The sequence below is a fragment of the Thiocapsa sp. C2-2m genome, assembly GCF_041903745.1.
GTDB lineage: Bacteria > Pseudomonadota > Gammaproteobacteria > Chromatiales > Chromatiaceae > Thiocapsa > Thiocapsa roseilacustris.
In genome coordinates this window covers 102854-120681 of record NZ_JBBWVD010000015.1, presented here as the reverse complement: position 1 = coordinate 120681, position 17828 = coordinate 102854, and the positions used below count along the sequence as shown (strand labels likewise).

The window sequence follows — 17828 nt, the reverse complement described above, 5'->3', positions numbered from 1 at the left end:
GACCGGGATCCGTTAGAATCGGCGCATGATAACGCCCAATCCCACCCCTTACGCCGATCTCAGCCCGGATCTCGTGCTCACCGCGATCGAAAGTCTCGGGCTGCCGACCGACGGGCGCATGCTCGCACTCAACAGTTACGAGAATCGCGTCTACCAGATCGGGATCGAGGATGCGCAGCCGCTCATCGCAAAGTTCTACCGGCCGGGACGCTGGAGCGACGCGGCGATCCTCGAGGAGCACGCCTTCACGCGGACGCTGGCCGAGCATGAAATCCCGGCGGTGCCGCCTGCGATCTTCGACGGCCGAACCCTGCACGCCTATGCCGGCCACCGCTTCTCCCTGACACCTCGGCGCGGCGGTCGCACGCCAGAGCTCGATGACCCGAGCGTCCTCGAGTGGCTCGGGCGCCTGCTCGGGCGTATTCATGCGATCGGCGCAGTCGAGCCCTTCGCGCACCGACCGACGCTCGATATCGACTCCTTCGGAGAGGAGCCGCGGGCCTTTCTGTTGGAGCACGACTGGATCCCGAAGGACCTGCTTCCCGCCTACGAGAGCGTCGTCGAGCAGGCGCTCGTCGGCGTGCGCGCCTGCTACGCGCGCACCGGCTCACCGGCCTTGATCCGACTGCACGGGGACTGTCATCGCGGCAACATGCTCTGGACGGACGCCGGCCCGCACTTCGTCGACTTCGACGACGCGCGCATGGGCCCGGCCATTCAGGATCTCTGGATGCTGCTCTCGGGTGATCGCGATGAGATGAGCGGGCAGCTCGCCGACGTCTTGGCCGGCTACGAGGACTTCTTCGAGCTCGACTACCGCGAGCTTCATCTGATCGAGGCGCTGCGCACCCTGCGCATCATCCACTACGCTGCGTGGCTCGCCCGACGCTGGGAGGATCCGGCCTTCCCCGCCGCCTTCCCCTGGTTCGGCGCACCGCGTTTTTGGGAGGATCACATCCTGCAGCTGCGCGAGCAGATCGCGGCGATGGAGGAAGGGCCCTTGTGGGCGAGCCCGCCTTGACCTGCTCCCCTGGATGTTTGCAAGCGGCTGGCCCCTCGTCACCCGGCATCTTCGCTCTCGAATTGGGCACAAGCCACACCGAAGGTCGTCGCGGAACGGCCGACGCCCCGGGATCGTCGACCTGTCGTCGACGTCTTGCGTTGGCCTAACGGCCAGCGGGTCGAGTGCACATCGACGATCGGAAAAAGCCTTCGATGCACGGTGGCGGGGGGGTGACGATCTACCGCTGCCTCCACGCACGTGGGAGCAGGGGCTCGGTGCCGGCTCAGCGCCGCAAACCTTCTTAGAACACCTCAGCTCGCCTTGCCGTACCAGGAGAAATGTCAACCCGGTCCGGGTTGCACCCAAGAATTCTCTGCTCGCTGATCTTCATCATCTCCGCAAGGAGTCGGCCTAGCAACGTCAGAATATCGCAATACACTGATATACGCCGGGCCGACGATGGTTTCGATGCCGTCACCACAGGAATCGATCCCGAGCTCGGAAATTGCGTAGTCGGCGAGTCGACGTCTATCAGGTAACGATCTCGCTCCGCGGTCACACCAACCGATCTCAACGGAGACATGCGATGACATCCCCCAAGCTCACCAGGCTCGCCCTCGGCGGTGCCTTTCTCGTTCTTTGCCCTATGCTGTCGGCGCCCGTCCAAGCGGAGGTGCCCGAGGCCATCGTGGTCACGTTCAAACAGGATCTGGTGGTCGCGACTCCGAGGGGTCGGAATCTTCCCATCATCGACAGCGCCGCCGTCGAGGCGGCATGTATCGCAACCACCCTCGCACGTAACCTGCAAACGGCCGCCGAAGCCACCGGACAGCATGTCGGCATGTTTCCCGCCCTTGCAGGTGTGAAGCTGGTCAACAAAACGTTCCTAATCAATTCCCGAGCGGGGGCCCAGCCCTGCTTCGATCCTGACCCGGACACCGAGGGATACGAATCAATCGATCTCGGCATATCGGTTCCAGACGATTACACCCTGCTGATCGACCTCGTCACGCAGTTCCTGGATGTCGGCGGTCGGGTGGTGGTCTGCCCCTTATGCTGGCTCAGCCGAGGATACTCGGAAACTGATTTGTTGGATGGAGCCGAGATCGGTACCCCGGAAACCGTCGGACCGCTCTTCCTCGGCGCACAAAAGGTGATCGATTTCTGATGCCTAAACCGCGTTCAGAGCGAGATGCCAACTTTCGAATGAGCTCGACGTTTGGTGCATCCTCCGCGCCCCGAGCCGCGTTGTTGTGGGTTCGGCCGAAGGCGTAAACTTCGGTCAAGCATCGACAACCGTGTCCGCAGGGAGATCAATGTCCGGGTTTCCGACCCTTCTCGCCGTCACAGGCGTAGCGATGACCGGGGTCATCTTGCTCAACGCCTTGCTGTGGATGCTCCAACCCGGCATGGTCTTCTACCCGACCCGTGCAATCGCGGCGACGCCGGCCGATTGGGGCCTCGCGTTCGAGGACGTCGAGCTAACCACCGACGACGGCGTTCGGCTTCACGGCTGGTACATCCCGCACCCGCACGCGACCCATACCCTGCTCTTCTTCCACGGCAACGCCGGCAATATCAGCCATCGAGGCGACTCGATCGCCATCTTCAATCGGCTGGGGCTATCGGTTCTGATCATCGACTACCGCGGTTACGGCCGCAGCGCCGGACACCCGAACGAGAGTGGGCTCTATCTCGACGCACTTGCCGCCTGGGATCATCTGGTCGAGGCGCGCGGGGTCGACCCGACGCGAATCCTCATCTTCGGGCGCTCGCTCGGTGCCAGCGTGGCCGCCGATCTGGCCGCGCGCGTCCCCTCGGGCGGGGTCATCCTGGAGTCCGGCTTCAGCTCGGCACGCGACATGGCGCGCCATCTCTATCCCGGACTCCACCGCGTTCTCTACCTGCGATTCGACTTCGATGCCGCCGAGCGGCTGTCGCGCGTGCGCAGTCCGTTCTTGGTCCTGCACAGCCCGGACGACGAGATCGTGCCCTACACCCTGGGCCGGAAGCTGTTCGAGGCCGCGCACGAGCCAAAGCGATTCATCGACCTGCAAGGCGACCACAACAGCGGCTTTCTGACCAGCCAACCCGACTATGAAGGCAGCCTTGCGGCCTTCATCGGCTCGCTCGGGACGTCCCAACCGCCCGAAACGAGTGACGAATCGGTCCGAACCCGCTAGGATGCCCGGCCACACAGGACCGCGGAACCCGACCATGCGAAACGACAAGACCGGCAACCGAAGCGGACGCGGCACGACCGAGGAGATGACCGTGATGGGCAGCGCGCTGGTCGAGAAGGTGAAAGAGCTGATCCAGGAGGGCAACGTTCGCCGGCTGATCATCCGCCGCCCGAGCGGGGAGGCGCTGGTGGAGATCCCGTTGACGGCGGGCGTGGGCGTCGCCGCGCTTTTAACCTTCCTCGCGCCCGTGCTCGCTGCCCTTGCCGCCATGGCCGCGTTGATCGCTCAGTTCCGCGTCGAGATCCAGCGCGACCCCCCGGAGCGATTCCGCAACCCTCGCGACATCGATCAGGACGATTAAGCCGCGCCCGGTGCGATATGCGTCATTTGTGGGAGTGGCTTGGCCGCGCCAGCTCCGACGACTGTCGGAGCTGGCGCGGTTTAAAATGTTAAAAATGATTCGAAAACACCCGCCAGACAACAGAAGAGAACCACGATGAACGAAGTCAAGAAGACCGCCGAGTACCGAATCTATCAGAAGAAATCCGGTCGCTATGCCGTGCAGGCCAAGGGCAAGCAATGGCTCCACGGCGAGGAGAAGGAGAAGGTCCTGCTCGACGAGCAACTCATCACCCGCCTTCGACCCAAGGCGCCGCCGGCACCCGAAGCGGCCGAAGAGACCGCAGCCGCCGAGTAACCCGAACGACATCGCAACCTGCGCCTGCGCTCGTGGACTGCGCATCGCTTGTCCACCGACACCGATCGGCAACGCCCGCCGCCGCAAGACAGGGGGTCGGCTTTTGTGATATCCGCAATATTCCATACCCGTAGGTTGTGCCGACGATAGGAGGCACAACTTACGCCGACGCTTCGTTGTGCCTCGCACGGCTCGGCACAACCTACGCCCTTGGTATATTAGATGCGTCGCCGCGCCCGCACGGGTGCGATCGGCAACATGATCAAGAAGCCGATGCCCGTGACCACGGCCATCCAGGTCGCAAAGCCGAAGAGCCGACGGACACTCAGGTTGGCCTTGTGGAGGATCTCGAACTCGTCGAGATAGACGGTCTCGCAGGCACCGTTGCCTGTATCGTCGCGCGTCAGGCTGGTCCCGCGCGCATAGCCGTTTCCGGCATTGACATACTCTGCGAGGACACCCTTGAATCGGATCTGATCCCCCGGCTCGGCGGACATCAGGGCCTCCTTGATGGCCCGATCGTCGGTCAGGAGATGGTTATTGGACAATGCGTCCATCTTGAATCGGGCGGTAACCGCCGGATCCGACCAGGATGCCCAGCAGGTCCAACTATCGTTGCGGAACCGCATGTCGCGATAGACTCCCGACGCCACGTTTTCGCCCCAAACCACGCAGAGATCCCGCAGGTTGAGAAAATCCTTCCAGCTCTTGTGATGCCAGATGTTCTTCATCGCATCGGCGTTGCTGTAGCTGACCACGACCCCGTCGAGCGCGTACTCCGCCTTCGGCTCGATCCGATACTCCTGATCGCGAACCCGCACACTGAAGGGCTCGCGATCCGTCGGCGTCTGAATCGGGGCCTCGAGCCTGCCGCGATCGAAGGTCTCGGGCGCCGGGAGATCATCCTTCTGCCAATAGGTCACGGCGAGCAGCACGAGACTGGCGAGGAAGAGCCATTTGAAGGCCGATTCAAGCAGGCATGTGATCGGCACGTCGGTCGACTCCGGTATCGTGTCGGGCAAGGTCCGATAAGGTCGAAAATGTCACTCGGCTGCACACGCAGCGCAGTGACGTGGGCGCCCGCTCCGGGTCGCGCACAACCGACCTACAGCGACATGGGCGCGTGTTGATCGCATGATCGGTCTCAGCTTGAACAGGATATATGCAACGGACGTGCCTGCTCGATTCTGATGAATCCACTCAGGTGATTTCCGAGCATAAACATCCCGACTGCGCACGCCCGGAAGACCTGGAGTGCTGGACGTGCGAATGAATTCTCACCTACGCGCAGGTCGTTTCTTGTCTGGAAATCACCTCAACTCGGCCGATACTTCCGAAAACGACCCAGCACCCGAGCCGCCGATGGACCCACTGCCGATCGAGCCTGTTCTGGAGGATCTGCGCTCAGCGCTGCGTCGCGGACATGCCGTGCTTCAAGCGCTGACCGGCTCGGGAAAATCCACGCGGGTCCCGCTTGCCTTACTGGACGAGGCATGGCTCGGCGCCGGCCGCATCCTCATGCTTCAACCTCGGCGCCCGGCGGCACGCATGATTGCCACGCGTATGGCTGCGCTTCTGGGCGAGCCGCTCGGCGAGCGCGTCGGCTACCAGATCCGCTTCGAGCGCCGGATCGGCCCACGCAGCCGCATCGAGGTCATCACCGAGGGCATCCTAACCCGACGCATCCAGTCCGACCCCACGCTCGAAGGGGTCGGACTCCTTGTGTTCGACGAGTTTCACGAACGCAGCCTGCAATCGGACCTGGGGCTGGCCCTTGCGCTGGACCTGGTCGCCGGTCTGCGCCCGGATCTACGGCTGCTGTTGATGTCCGCGACCCTCGACGCCGAGCCGCTGGCCGGGCTTCTGGGCGATGCGGCCGTCATCCGCGGCGAGGGACGGAGCTTCCCCGTCGAGGTCCATTATGCCGAGCGCGCTCCCGGTCCAGATGCCGTCGCGGCGGTGATTTCCGCCGTACGCTCTGCGCTCGCCGGCCATTCGGGCGACATTCTGGCATTCCTCCCCGGCACGGGCGAGATCAACCGCTGCGTCGCACGGCTGCGCGAGCTGGTGGACGCGCGGACCCGGATCCTGCCGCTGCACGGCAGTCTCTCGACCGAGGAGCAGGAGAAGGCGCTGGTTCCGAATGCGGGATCCGACCGCCGCGTGCTGGTCTCCACCGATATCGCCGAGACCAGTCTGACGATCCCGGGCATCCAAGTGGTGATCGACAGCGGTCTGACCCGCAAACCGCGCTTCGATCCGGGCTCCGGGCTCACGCATCTGGTGACCGAGCCCATCGCACGGGCCTCCGCCGAGCAGCGCGCCGGGCGCGCCGGGCGCCTGGGTCCCGGCGTCTGCTATCGGCTCTGGACCCGCACGCAGGAGCAAGGCCGGCCCGAGCGCCGAACGCCCGAGATTCTCCAGGCGGATCTGGCCTCGCTCGCCTTGGAGCTGCGCCTCTGGGGCGTGGCGGATCCGAACGCTCTGCGCTGGGTCGATCCGCCGCCCCGCCCGGCGTGGGAGTCCGCCGTCGCACTCCTGACGCGCCTCGACGCCTTGGATGCGCGCGGCGCCATGACTCCGCTCGGCCGGCGGATGGCGGAGCTGCCGGTCCATCCGCGACTAGCCGCGATGCTGCTGGGCGCCGCCGAATCGGCCCGCGGCGATGCCGCGGACCTGTGCGCACTGATCACCGAGCGCGACCCGCTGCTCGACACGCCCGGACAACGCCGGCCCGCCGATCTGGGTCTGCGTCTGCAAGCCCTGCATGCCTGGCGCGAGCGACGCTCCGTGCCTGACGCGGATGTGCGTCGGCTCGCCGCGGCCGATCGGGTCTCGCAACAGTTGCAGCGGCTAACGCGCAATGCCCAAACCGGATCCGCTCGGCCCGGATCGGCCCGCTCTGCTGCCGAGCTGCTTGCGCTCGCCTACCCGGAGCGCATCGCACAGCGGCGCGAGGGCACCGACGGGCGCTATCGTCTGGCCGGCGGCACCGGTGCGCTCTTGCCGCAGGACGACGCCCTGGCAATCCACCCCTATCTGGTCATCGCCAGCCTCGACGCGGCGGGCGCGGACGGGCGGATCCAGTCCGCACTCCCCATCGCCGAGTCCGAGATCCGCACCTGCTTCGCCGAGCGGATCGAGGTGAGCCGCCGCCTTTTCTGGGACAGCCAGCGTGAGGCGGTGGCTGCCCGCGCCGTCGAGCGCATGGAGGCGATCACCCTAAGGGCGCAACCTGTGCCCATGGAGGCCACGGACGATGTCGCCGGCATCCTGCTCGAGCAGATCGCCGCTCGATTTGACCAGGCGCTCGCCTGGAGCGATGCCGCGCTCCAGTTCAGCGCTCGGGTCGCCCTGATGCATCGACTCGAGCCCGACGGCGACTGGCCGGATCTCTCGCCCGAGGCGCTGCGCGCGGATCTCCACGCCTGGTTGGCGCCCTATCTGAGCGGGATGTCGCGGCTCGCACAAACCCAAAAGCTCGACCTCATGCCGATCCTAGCCTCGCGACTCGACTGGGGTCAGCGACAACGCCTCGACAGCGAGGCACCGACCCGGATCGAGACCCCGGCGGGCCGCGAGCGATCGATCGACTATTGTGCCGGGGAGACCCCGATCCTCGCCGTACAACTGCAGGAGCTCTTCGGTCTTGCCGAGACCCCGCGCATCGCTCGCGGGCGCGTCCCCCTCCTTCTGCACCTACTCTCGCCCGCGCGTCGCCCGATCCAGGTCACCCGGGACCTCGCTGGCTTCTGGGCGCGAGGTTACGCGGAGGTCCGCAAGGAGCTGCGTGGACGCTACCCCAAACACGCCTGGCCGGAGGATCCGACCCGGGCGACACCCGTCGCCGGCGTCCGGCGTCCCCGCCGAGCCGGGGACTGAAGACCTCTCACGGAGACACGGAGACACGGAGACACGGAGCCCATAAGAGAATACCTCTGCTTCTCCGTGTCTCCGTGTCTCCGTGGGAGATTTCGGAAACCGACGATAGGACGCGGAGCTCCCTCCGGCGGCCTGTTGTGCTCCTCGATGCTCGGGAGAACCGCCGCGGGACTGCCGGACGGGCGGTATATACTGCGTGACCCGATCCCCCGACGACCCGCCGCCCAAAATGCCCCAGCACACCTACTTCGCCTCCGCACCCAAGCACATGGGGAGTCTAGTCGCGGAGGAGTTGGCTCGACTCGGTCTGCATGGGGCGGCCGAGGCGCGTGGCGGGGCGCGCTTCGTCGGTGAGATTCAAGACGCCTATCGGGCTTGCCTCTGGTCGCGGGTCGCCAACCGCATCCTGCTGCCGCTCGCACAGTTTCCGGCGGGCGGACCGGACGAGCTCTACGCGGGGGCAGAAAGAATCCACTGGGAGGAGCATCTCTCGCCGGAGAGCACCTTCGCCATCCAGCTCGACGGGGTCGTGACCGGCGTCACCCACGGGCAGTTCGCCGCGCTGCGGGTCAAGGACGCGATCGCCGATCGATTCACCCGGCTTCTAGGCTATCGGCCAAGCGTCGATGCCCAATCCCCGGACCTTCAGATTCATGTCTATGTCCATCAGGATCAGGCATCGGTCAGCATCGACCTGTCCGGCACCTCGCTGCATCGACGCGGTTACCGCAGCGAGGGTACCTCGGCGCCGCTCAAGGAGAATCTAGCCGCCGCCATCCTGCTGCGCGCCGGTTGGCCGGACATCGCGGCCGAGGGCGGCGCCTTGCTCGATCCCATGTGCGGGTCCGGCACGCTCGTGATCGAAGGAGCCTTGATCGCGGCGGATATCGCACCGGGTCTGTTGCGCAAGCGTTTCGGCTTTATGGGCTGGCTGCAGCACGATGCGCCGGCCTGGCAGCGGCTGCTCGACGAGGCCGAGATCCGGCGCAGCGCCGGTCTGCAACGTCTCGGCTCGCTGCGCGGCTACGATCAGGACCCGCGCGCCATCCGCATCGCGATCGAAGACCTGGCACGGGCCGGACTGGCCGGTCTGGCGCACTTCGAGCGCCGCGAGCTGGCCGACTGCCGGCCGGGCCGAGACGACGACCGCGGTCTCGTCGTCGTCAACCCACCCTACGGCGAGCGGCTCGGCTCCGATGCCGAGCTGCCGGCACTGCACGCGCGTCTGGGCTCGGTGCTCAAGGAACGCTTTGAAGGTTGGCGCGCCGCGCTGTTCACCGGCAGCCCGGACCTCGGCAAGCACATGGGCCTGCGAGCACACCGGATCCACCATCTTTACAACGGCCCCATCGAATGCCAGCTCCTGCATTTTCGGATCGAGTCGCGGGACTTCGTGGCCAATCGGCCGCGTACACTCGAGCCGACCGAGCGCAGCGACGGCGCAACCATGCTCGCCAACCGGCTCGCGAAGAATCTCAAGGCGCTCGGGAAATGGCGCCGCAAAGAACAGATCGACTGTTTTCGGGCCTACGACGCGGATCTACCCGAGTACGCGGTCGCCGTCGATGTCTACGAAGGCGAGCCCGAAGGCGACGCGCCGCAACGCTGGGTGCATGTGCAGGAGTATGCCGCGCCGACGAGCGTCGATCCGAAACGCGCTCGGCATCGGCTGCGCGAGGCATTGAGCGTGATCCCGGAGGTGCTCGAGATCCCGGAATCAAGGATGTTCTTCAAGGTGCGACGGCCGCAGAAGGGCAATGCCCAGTATGAGCGGCTCGCCGAGACACGCCGCTTTCACGCCGTCAAGGAGGGTGGACTCAAGTTCTTGGTCAATTTCGAGGACTATCTGGACACCGGGCTCTTTCTGGATCATCGCGACATTCGCCGCATGATCGGCGAGCTGGCCGCGGGCCGGAGCTTCCTGAATCTCTTCGCCTACACGGGGACGGCGACGGTCTATGCCGCCAAAGGCGGCGCGACCCGCACCACGACGGTAGACATGTCCCGCACCTATCTGGACTGGGCTCGCGATAACCTCGCACTGAACACGATCCCGATGCAGCGCCAGGAGCTGGTTCAGGCGGACTGTCTACAATGGTTGGAAGAGGCCGCCGGCAAGCGCCGATTCGATCTCGTCTTTTTGGATCCGCCCAGCTTCTCGACCTCCAAGCGGATGACGGACACACTCGACATTCAGCGCGACCATGTCGGCCTGATTCGAGCGACCACCCGGCTGCTTGAGCCAGGTGGTCTGCTGGTGTTCTCTAACAATCTGCGCCGGTTTCGGTTGTACGCCGACGATCTGGCGGATCTCGAGATCCAGGACATCAGCCGCGAGACCATCCCTCGCGACTTTGCCCGCAACCCACGGATCCACCAATGTTGGCGGATCACCAAGCCTGCTTAAAACCGAGCCGGCTCCAACGGCCGTCACGTCTGCCGGGGCCGATCCCATCCAAAAACATCGCATACCGCGCTGGGCGCGGTTTCACCGCGGCGGTGCTCGGTATAACGTCCGCGCCCGCCGACAGATCCGCTCAGCTTTCGGTGGGGTTGCTGACCGATCCACCTTCGGTCTGCTCGATCATCACGATCTCGACGCGACGATTCTCGCGACGCCCCCGATCGGTCGCGTTGTCGGCGATCGGTCGCTCGGCACCATAGCCCTCGGTACTGAGTCGGCCCGGGTCGACCCCGCGATCGATCAGGGCCTGCATGACCGATTCCGCACGCTGCCGAGACAAGGTCTGATTGATCTCGGGATTGCCCTGGCTGTCGGTGTGCCCGGCGATCTTTGCCTTCAGGTCGGATCTCGCCGCAAGCATCTCGGCGATTCGGTCGAGCATCGGCAGAGCGCCGGCCGGCAGGATGGCGCTGCCGCTCGGGAACCGAAGCTCCTCCCCACCGAGATTGACTAGAATGCCCTCCGGGGTGATTCGTCCGCCGACCTCGGCCGCACCCTCGTACAGCGTCCGTATCCGCGCGATCGACCCCTCGGCTTCAGCCAGCTCTCGCACATGCGCGGCCACTGCAGCCTGCATCTGTGCACGCAGATCCGCGGCGGCGGCATCCGCCTCGGTCAGCGTCGCCCGCAAGGCATCCAATTCCTGCGTCAACGCAGCGATCTGCGACTCGGATTCGGTGTCCGCCAAGGCGGCGTCGCGCTGCCCGCGGACCACGCCGAGCTGCTGCCGCAGGGCAATGCGCTCCTGATCGAGTCTCGCACCGGCCGCCCGCAGCATCCTCGCGTGATCTTCGGCCAGATCGGCGATCTGCGCCTCGGCCTCGGCTGCAACGGCATCACGCTGGGCGCGCACCACCGCGAGCTGTTGTTGCAAGGCGGTGCGCTCCTGATCGAGCCTCGCCCCGGCGGCCCGCAGAGCCGCGGCCCCTTCATCGGACAGCTTGGCGATCTGCCCCTCGGCCTCGGCTGCAACGGCATCACGCTGGGCGCGCACCACCGCGAGCTGTTGCTGCAACGCGGTGCGCTCTTGGTCGAGCCTCGCCCCGGCGGCCCGCAGAGCCGCGGCCCCTTCATCGGACAGCTCGGCGATCTGTTCCTCGGCCTCGGCTGCAACGGCATCACGCTGGGCGCGCACCACCGCGAGCTGTTGCTGCAACGCGGTCCGCTCTTGGTCGAGCCTCGCCCCGGCGGCCCGCAGAGCCGCGGCCCCTTCATCGGACAGCTCGGCGATCTGCCCCTCGGCCTCGGCTGCAACGGCATCGCGCTGGGCGCGCACCACCGCGAGCTGTTGCTGCAACGCGGTCCGCTCTTGGTCGAGCCTCGCCCCGGCGGCCCGCAGAGCCGCGGCCCCTTCATCGGACAGCTCGGCGATCTGTCCCTCGGCCTCGGCTGCAACGGCATCGCGCTGGGCGCGCACCACCGCGAGCTGTTGCTGCAACGCGGTGCGCTCTTGGTCGAGCCTCGCCCCGGCGGCCCGCAGAGCCGCGGCACGTTCATCGGACAGCTCGGCGATCTGCCCCTCGGCCTCGGCTGCAACGGCATCACGCTGGGCGCGCACCACCGCGAGCTGTTGTTGCAAGGCGGTGCGCTCCTGATCGAGCCTCGCCCCGGCGGCCCGCAGAGCCGCGGCACGTTCATCGGACAGCTTGGCGATCTGCCCCTCGGCCTCGGCTGCAACGGCATCACGCTGGGCGCGCACCACCGCGAGCTGTTGCTGCAACGCGGCAATCCGCGCCTCGGCATCGGTCGTAGCGGCGTCGCGCTGCGAGCGAACGGTCTCCAGTTCTTGGAGCAACGCGGAGCGTTCCGCTTCGGCAAGTCCGGCGACCCCTGCGGACGTTGGCGTATCGATCACCTCCGGCTCGTCGGCCTGTAGGGCCGCGACTTCCGGTATCGGCGCTGATAGGGTGTCAACCTCGTGACCCGATTCCGCGTCCGCGACCGTTTCGACATCGGCAATCGGTGATACCGCCTCGGAGCCAAGACTTCGAGGTGCTCGCCGCCGCAAAAAGATTTCGACATCGGCAATCGGTGATACCGCTGCGGAGACGGATTCCGTCGCAACCTCCGCCACACCCTCCTGCGCCTCCGGCTGCGTGTCCTCCAGTGCCGCAACCAGCGAGCTTTCCACACCCTGTTCCGCAAACGCCGGCGCTAAATCGTCCTCCGGCACGACTCCCGGTCGTTGCGTCCGATATCCGGCCAACTCGGGGTAGTCTCCGAGCATGCTGACGCCGAGAAGCGGTTTGAACGCTCCCTTATGGCAGGTGTCGCAAGCCACCTTGGGAGCATCGCCGGTCGCACCCAGTCGCTCGGGGGGATACAATGTCTTCAGTGGATTGAGGTAGTCTCCATTGAGATCGCGCACCATCCGAATGCCGTGCCATGCAGTGACCCGCTGGGGCGTGCTCTGCTCCCAAACGCCCATCGCTCGGGTTTGGTGACAATAGGTACAGTTCACGCCCAAGGAATTGGACATGTACATCATCAAGGCGTAGGTCCATTCCGCCTTCTTGATCGAATTTCGGTTATCCGAGGGCAGTGCCGTCGTTCCCTGCACCGAGACCTGTGCGTCACCGTCCAATAACGGCGTCAAGGGATCAAACGGGAGCGACGCGTTGCCGACATTCCGCATGCCCGCCGTATTCTGACCCGCCTTGTTGCCGGTGATACCGGCCGAAGGGGTTTCCGGCCCGAGCTCGGTAAACCAGGTCCCGGACGGGACGGCCTGGCCGCGATGGCAAGTCCAACAGGTGACCCCGGTCCCCGCGACATGAGACTTCCAGTTGGTATTGATGTCCCGGGTCATCTGCAGCATCTGCCGCGAGACGATCTTGGTGTATTTCTCGTCCGAGGCCAGGTTCTCGGTATTGTGGCAGTATTCGCAGCCCTCGTCCGGAGCCACCCAAGTCGAGATGGCCTGCATCAGACGTGCGAGCTCGAGGGCGTCCAGGTCGGTGAGCACCTGGACATTCTCATTGACCTCCGTCGCGAGGGGTATCTCAGGATCCGGCGGATCGCGCGGCTCGGGTTCGGGGATGCCGTGGATGTCGGCCGCTGCGTTCAATCGTCCGGGCTTATCGATATGAATCATCGAAGTGCCGCGCTCGCCCCACTGCACGCTCTCGGTGCGGTCGCAACCGACGAGGCTGAGAAAACTGAACAGCATCAGACCCGTCACCGCCCATGTCATGCCTTTCCGGCTCGATTCTCGATGTGACCAAAGATGACTATCCGGGGTTGACGACGGCAAAGCGCAGATCGTCGTTTGCCGGTCGATTCGCTGCATGCGACGGTGCAGGAATTGCGCACGCGCTTGCTCCGAAGTGCCTTCGGGACACCTCATGGCTGTGACCTCCAATGCTCGATGCCCTGCGTCCGGCGCACCGGACGACCGGCTTTGTTTTAGTGGCGTGTTTGCGAGGTCAATGCCCCGTCCTCCGACTCCTGCATCCGAGCCAATCGATCCTGTCGTCCGAGTCCAGTGTGCAGCCCTGTCGCGCCGCTTGAGTCCGCAGCGGCGGAATCGGTGTGATTGCGCCGATCCGCCGTTGTTCATATCGGCGGGCGCGTCGGGCTAGGCTGCGCCTTTGGGTTTGTAGTTTCGGCACCAGCCATCGACCGGAACCAAGCGCTTACCGAAGAAGGAGCAGGGTCCGAGCGGCTCTCCCGGCGCTCCGGAATACAACTGACACCCGCTGCATTTCTGCTCGACCGTGTGCTTGGGGTACTTCGCCTTATCGACCTGCGTGGTATCCAAACGGAAGCCCATCGACTTGGCGTAGGCGTCGTCTTCGGTCAAGGCAGCCTTCTTCGCTTCCTCGGCAAAGCTCAAGCGACTCAGGGCGAGTGCCGAGCACCCCGCAACAAGTTGAAGCATGAACGCCCGGCGATTGCATTCGCTCATCGTGTGTAGCCTCTTTATGGTGGTGTGTAAGTTTGCGACGGATTCACTTTACCGGCGGTGAACCCGATTCGCCCGGTTTTCCCCGGGCTTTGCCCGATTACGGACACGGCCGAGGGACGATCGGATGCTCGTCCGCCGCCACCCTTCGGTCTCGAACCCTCAAACGATCGAGGCAGACCCGGCTCCTTGGTCTCCGAAGTTGTCCTTCCAGGTGACGTCGATACGATCGCCCGGTGCGCCGCCCTTGAATCGAAACGAAATCAAGGGATCCTTCGAGACAGCAATGCTCAAATGCGCCCGTAGCACCGACCGCTCGCCGAGCCTGACCTCGACGTCGCTGATGTAATGGGCGCGACGCCCCCGCCCCGTTGCGTCCAGCCCCAGCCCCGTCTCCATCGGATGCGGCATCAAGACCATGACATCGGTCATGCCGTCGTTGCTTCGCGCACGGATTCGCATCGGATCAGCCATTCTCGGTTTCGCTCTCGATCCACATCCCGAAGAACTGCGCGTTCACAGGACCTCCGATGCTCAAACACATCCGCCGACCGTTACCCGAGTCTCTGCGACCCGGGAATAGAGACGCCCGTTGGCTTTCACCACGGCGTATACCGCACCGGTTTGCGCCAACTTCAGACGTATCGACACGAATGGCTCAGTCCCATCCGGAATCTCGAAGTGAACCGCGACCGGATAGGGGTTGCTCGCGACCAGGACATAGATTTCCTCGACTCCTTCGAGCGTACTCGACACCTTCACGGGAACCACCGCACCATCCTCGACGACACCGGGGAGGGCCAGATCGACCGCAGCGTCCTTTGCCGAGGTGCTCCCCAGAATGGCGAGCGCGTCGTCGATCGTGGTCGCGGAGAACAGGGCGGCGAGTTGCCGGGTCTGCGCATGTGCGGAGCCGAGCAGACCGACCTGCGACAACGCCCAAAAAACCCCGCCAGCAACGACCAACCCCCGACGACGCCGATCGACTTCGGCCTCGGCATAGGCGACCGCGACAGCGATCGCACGCGATTCACCCTCGCCGGCCGGGTGCTTGATCCCACGCTCGCAGCTCATGGCGCGGTGCGAACGAGGCGTACCGCATGCCGCGCGGTTTTCGCCTCGTGCTGCACGCCCCCCGGTCCAAAGCTTAGGGCGTAGGCGTGATCCTCGAAGCCTTCCCCGGGTCGCAACGAATCGGTCCAGAAGACGCGCGGCGGGGTATTCGGAAAAACCGCTAAGTTGATCCGAGGGTTCTCGCATTGCCTTTCTGCAATCATCGCCAGGTCGCGCAGGCTCGGGACGCGCCAGTCGTTGAAGAACTGTGCTCCACTCACGTTCGTCGCGGCTGCCAGCTCCTGTGCACCCTGCCAGTCGTAGGCGACCGCTTCTCCGATACAGGTCCCGTCAGACCAGGTTTGCCCTGCGGAACACCGCATCCACATCAGCTGGGCCAAGTCATCCGTGACGGTCCCGTCACCGGTGTCGCTGAATCGCTCCGTCGGCGACGACAGCGGGTACTGGCTGGTATCGCAGGTTTGTTCAGCGAAGGACGGGGCGAGAAGCCCGCCTTGCAGCATGATTAAAAGGAATGTCGCTCTCATAAGCACGACCAAAAAACTCAAGCGGAAGCGAGACGCCGACGCTGTGCCGGCGCTCGAAGCGAGAGTGTCGACACCAACCGAAATCCATCTGCGGTCACCCCTCGTCGGGGGCCGCAGAGGAGCGACACTTCTAAATGACCTCAGGGCTTGGTATCGACGCCGAAGCCGGTCGGTGTTCGTGCGAAACCGGTGCCGTACTCAACGACAATCGGTGTCGTCTGCTCGCTGGCCAGTCCCGGGGTAATCTCCTTCCCGCGATGCAGATAGAAGGCGTAGGCCTCCATCGCAGTCATATCGTCACCGTCGACATCGAGACGAGTACCCGCCTGCGGGTTCTCGATACACCAATTCACCATCTCGCGAAAAGGAATGACCTTACCGTACATCGTCATGTATTTCGGAAAGGTCTGAGGATTGGCCGCAGCCGTATCGGGGTGACAATTGCCGCACGCCAGACCGTTCGTTGTCATATCCGCACGGCTCCCGTGCCACAGGTCATACCCGAGCGCGACCGACTCGACCAAAGCGGCCTTCTGCTCCGCGAGCTCTTCCTCGGTGAATGGCGCACGCGCCCAGCTGCTTCCAGCCGCAAGAACCGCGGCAACTGCCGACACGACCAAGACCCGTTCGATCTTCAACATCTGATTCGTCATCGTCACTCCCCCCTTAGACCTTGAACCCATCTCTCATGAATGGTGTCAGCGAGTCCTCAAACGGCTTGTATTGAACCAGGGCTTCAAAAGATCCGCTGAGATCGATGACTTGTGTCCCCATACCGTCGGTCGCGATCGATGGATCGGCCCGGTTCATCTGAGACTCGGGGAAGGCGAGCTCGACCGGCGGGTAGGGCCACGGCCAAGAGGTGCTCAATGCAGCAACCGAGCTCATGTTGCCGATCCGATTGAACAGGGTCTGATGGACATGGCCGTGGTAGGACATGACGTTGTCGAATTTCGACAGAATTTCCCGGATCTCCGGAGCATCCGAGGTCTGGAAGTTCCACCGCGGGTAATAGTCCCAAAGCGGCGAGTGGGTGAAGACGACGATCGGCATATCGGGCGCCAAATCCTTGACATCGTTGGCGAGCCATTCGAGCTGCTTCTCGTGCACGCCCCATGGACCGGGGATCGGGCTTTCGAGCATTTCCATGACGGTCATGCGCTGCAGCGGGGTCATTCCCGCCTCGGTCCAGAAATCACGGACCAAGATGGAATTGAGACCGATGAAGTGCACGCCCTTGTGGTTGAACGACCAGGTCTCGTCACCGAAAAGACCCCGCCAAGCGTCGCCCATGTCGAGATACCAGTCGTGCTCGCCGGGTATGATCTTCAACGGCATCTTCAGATCCGCTAGGATCTTGCTTCCTTTCACCAGCTGATCTTCCGTTCCGTTTTGCGCTACGTCGCCGCCGTACAGAACGAAGTCCGGAAGCGGCGTCATCGCATTGACCTGTGCAACCGCATCCGCGAGCTGTTGGTCGAACTTATGGTCGGGCATACTGTATAGATGTGAGTCGCTGATGATCGCAAATCGGAACGGATCCACACCCCGCTGACCTGTCTGCGCACGAACGATATCGACAACGCCGAGATTGATCCCGACCGCCTGGGCGACCAAGGTGGTCAAACCGGCCTTGCCCGCGAACGATAAAAACTGCCTTCTGCTGTGATCTACAATGTCAGACATTGTTGTCTCCACCTCGTTGTTGGCGTCTTCTGAACAGCGCCGATAGTAATTGTGTAACGTTTCCATGATCGATTGAACGCGTCGTCAGGGCAATGAACGGCTTCTGACCTAGCGAAGCGATTTCGCGGGAATCCGGCCCGCGATCATCCGAGCGGCAATGTCTATCGTTTTAGCCGTTATCACCTATCGTCATTATTGACGTAACTAGGATGTAGTGTCGACAGGAATGCTGTCAAGAGTCCGACCAAAAGATTTCTATCGTTATCCTGCCTTTCGCTTATTCCATCATATTAGTAAAATCGAATACCGTGGATCTATTTAGCTTCAAATCACATTCAATCCAAACAACGCGATTTCATTGATTGAAATGTGGTTATTGGAGTAGCACGCGCTCGGAGAGTCGCCCGA

15 protein-coding genes are annotated in these 17828 nt (G+C 64.0%); 7 read left to right on the top strand and 8 right to left on the bottom strand.

Annotated features, from left to right (window positions below):
* The first annotated feature begins 25 nt into the window (after positions 1-25).
* The 5 genes from AADX97_RS13445 (at position 26) to AADX97_RS13425 (ending at position 3883) form a co-directional block, all read left to right on the top strand.
* On the top strand, positions 26-1021 hold the full coding sequence (locus AADX97_RS13445) for a serine/threonine protein kinase (RefSeq protein ID WP_374233828.1): 996 nt from the start codon (positions 26-28) through the stop codon (positions 1019-1021).
* 655 nt (positions 1022-1676) lie between these two features.
* Positions 1677-2171: a DsrE family protein gene (locus AADX97_RS13440; RefSeq protein WP_374233827.1), complete on the top strand. Its 495-nt coding sequence runs from the start codon at positions 1677-1679 to the stop codon at positions 2169-2171.
* A 148-nt stretch (positions 2172-2319) separates the two neighbouring features.
* Positions 2320-3186 carry an alpha/beta hydrolase gene (locus AADX97_RS13435; protein WP_374233826.1) on the top strand — a complete coding sequence of 289 codons (867 nt, stop codon included), beginning with the start codon at positions 2320-2322 and terminating at the stop codon, positions 3184-3186.
* 34 nt (positions 3187-3220) lie between these two features.
* Complete coding sequence (locus AADX97_RS13430; RefSeq protein WP_374233824.1) at positions 3221-3547, top strand: DUF4342 domain-containing protein; 327 nt, start codon at positions 3221-3223, stop codon at positions 3545-3547.
* 135 nt (positions 3548-3682) lie between these two features.
* The gene (locus AADX97_RS13425; protein WP_120799259.1) at positions 3683-3883 is read left to right on the top strand and encodes a hypothetical protein; all 201 of its coding nucleotides are present in this window, start codon (positions 3683-3685) and stop codon (positions 3881-3883) included.
* A 218-nt stretch (positions 3884-4101) separates the two neighbouring features.
* Here the strand turns inward: AADX97_RS13425 and AADX97_RS13420 are convergent, their stop codons facing one another.
* Positions 4102-4875, bottom strand: a complete 774-nt coding sequence (locus AADX97_RS13420; protein WP_374233823.1) for a hypothetical protein — start codon at positions 4873-4875, stop codon at positions 4102-4104.
* 370 nt (positions 4876-5245) lie between these two features.
* On the opposite strand from AADX97_RS13420, the gene hrpB reads away from it, so the two are divergent.
* Positions 5246-7765, top strand: a complete 2520-nt coding sequence (gene hrpB, locus AADX97_RS13415) for an ATP-dependent helicase HrpB (RefSeq protein ID WP_374233822.1) — start codon at positions 5246-5248, stop codon at positions 7763-7765.
* A 229-nt stretch (positions 7766-7994) separates the two neighbouring features.
* The gene (gene rlmKL / locus AADX97_RS13410; RefSeq protein ID WP_374233821.1) at positions 7995-10172 is read left to right on the top strand and encodes a bifunctional 23S rRNA (guanine(2069)-N(7))-methyltransferase RlmK/23S rRNA (guanine(2445)-N(2))-methyltransferase RlmL; all 2178 of its coding nucleotides are present in this window, start codon (positions 7995-7997) and stop codon (positions 10170-10172) included.
* Positions 10173-10302: 130 nt separating this feature from the next.
* Here the strand turns inward: rlmKL and pufC are convergent, their stop codons facing one another.
* The 7 genes from pufC to AADX97_RS13375 all read right to left on the bottom strand — a co-directional run bounded on the left by pufC (position 10303) and on the right by AADX97_RS13375 (position 17420).
* Positions 10303-13422: a photosynthetic reaction center cytochrome PufC gene (gene pufC / locus AADX97_RS13405; protein ID WP_374233820.1), complete on the bottom strand. Its 3120-nt coding sequence runs from the start codon at positions 13420-13422 to the stop codon at positions 10303-10305.
* A 384-nt stretch (positions 13423-13806) separates the two neighbouring features.
* Complete coding sequence (locus tag AADX97_RS13400) at positions 13807-14136, bottom strand: high-potential iron-sulfur protein (RefSeq protein ID WP_374233819.1); 330 nt, start codon at positions 14134-14136, stop codon at positions 13807-13809.
* A gap of 159 nt (positions 14137-14295) precedes the next feature.
* Positions 14296-14607, bottom strand: a complete 312-nt coding sequence (soxZ, locus tag AADX97_RS13395) for a thiosulfate oxidation carrier complex protein SoxZ (protein WP_374233818.1) — start codon at positions 14605-14607, stop codon at positions 14296-14298.
* 60 nt (positions 14608-14667) lie between these two features.
* Positions 14668-15207, bottom strand: coding sequence for a thiosulfate oxidation carrier protein SoxY (locus AADX97_RS13390; protein WP_374233817.1), 540 nt, complete (start codon positions 15205-15207; stop codon positions 14668-14670).
* Positions 15204-15734, bottom strand: coding sequence for a DUF1566 domain-containing protein (locus tag AADX97_RS13385; protein ID WP_374233816.1), 531 nt, complete (start codon positions 15732-15734; stop codon positions 15204-15206). The genes AADX97_RS13390 and AADX97_RS13385 overlap by 4 nt, the downstream gene beginning before the upstream one ends.
* Positions 15735-15874: 140 nt before the next feature.
* Positions 15875-16387 (bottom strand): c-type cytochrome, encoded by a 513-nt coding sequence (locus AADX97_RS13380; protein ID WP_374233815.1) that lies wholly within the window; start codon positions 16385-16387, stop codon positions 15875-15877.
* 13 nt (positions 16388-16400) lie between these two features.
* On the bottom strand, positions 16401-17420 hold the full coding sequence (locus tag AADX97_RS13375; RefSeq protein WP_374233814.1) for a metallophosphoesterase: 1020 nt from the start codon (positions 17418-17420) through the stop codon (positions 16401-16403).
* Between the last annotated feature and the right edge of the window lie 408 nt (positions 17421-17828).

Coding starts and splice junctions, on each gene's coding strand:
- pufC (WP_374233820.1), bottom strand. CDS start 13,422: ATGACATGGGCGGTGACGGGTCTGATGCTGTTCAGTTTTCTCAGCCTC.
- soxZ (WP_374233818.1), bottom strand. CDS start 14,607: ATGGCTGATCCGATGCGAATCCGTGCGCGAAGCAACGACGGCATGACC.
- AADX97_RS13375 (WP_374233814.1), bottom strand. CDS start 17,420: ATGTCTGACATTGTAGATCACAGCAGAAGGCAGTTTTTATCGTTCGCG.
- AADX97_RS13430 (WP_374233824.1), top strand. CDS start 3,221: ATGCGAAACGACAAGACCGGCAACCGAAGCGGACGCGGCACGACCGAG.
- AADX97_RS13400 (WP_374233819.1), bottom strand. CDS start 14,136: ATGAGCGAATGCAATCGCCGGGCGTTCATGCTTCAACTTGTTGCGGGG.
- AADX97_RS13425 (WP_120799259.1), top strand. CDS start 3,683: ATGAACGAAGTCAAGAAGACCGCCGAGTACCGAATCTATCAGAAGAAA.
- rlmKL (WP_374233821.1), top strand. CDS start 7,995: ATGCCCCAGCACACCTACTTCGCCTCCGCACCCAAGCACATGGGGAGT.
- AADX97_RS13445 (WP_374233828.1), top strand. CDS start 26: ATGATAACGCCCAATCCCACCCCTTACGCCGATCTCAGCCCGGATCTC.
- AADX97_RS13435 (WP_374233826.1), top strand. CDS start 2,320: ATGTCCGGGTTTCCGACCCTTCTCGCCGTCACAGGCGTAGCGATGACC.
- hrpB (WP_374233822.1), top strand. CDS start 5,246: ATGGACCCACTGCCGATCGAGCCTGTTCTGGAGGATCTGCGCTCAGCG.
- AADX97_RS13380 (WP_374233815.1), bottom strand. CDS start 16,387: ATGACGAATCAGATGTTGAAGATCGAACGGGTCTTGGTCGTGTCGGCA.
- AADX97_RS13390 (WP_374233817.1), bottom strand. CDS start 15,207: ATGAGCTGCGAGCGTGGGATCAAGCACCCGGCCGGCGAGGGTGAATCG.
- AADX97_RS13385 (WP_374233816.1), bottom strand. CDS start 15,734: ATGAGAGCGACATTCCTTTTAATCATGCTGCAAGGCGGGCTTCTCGCC.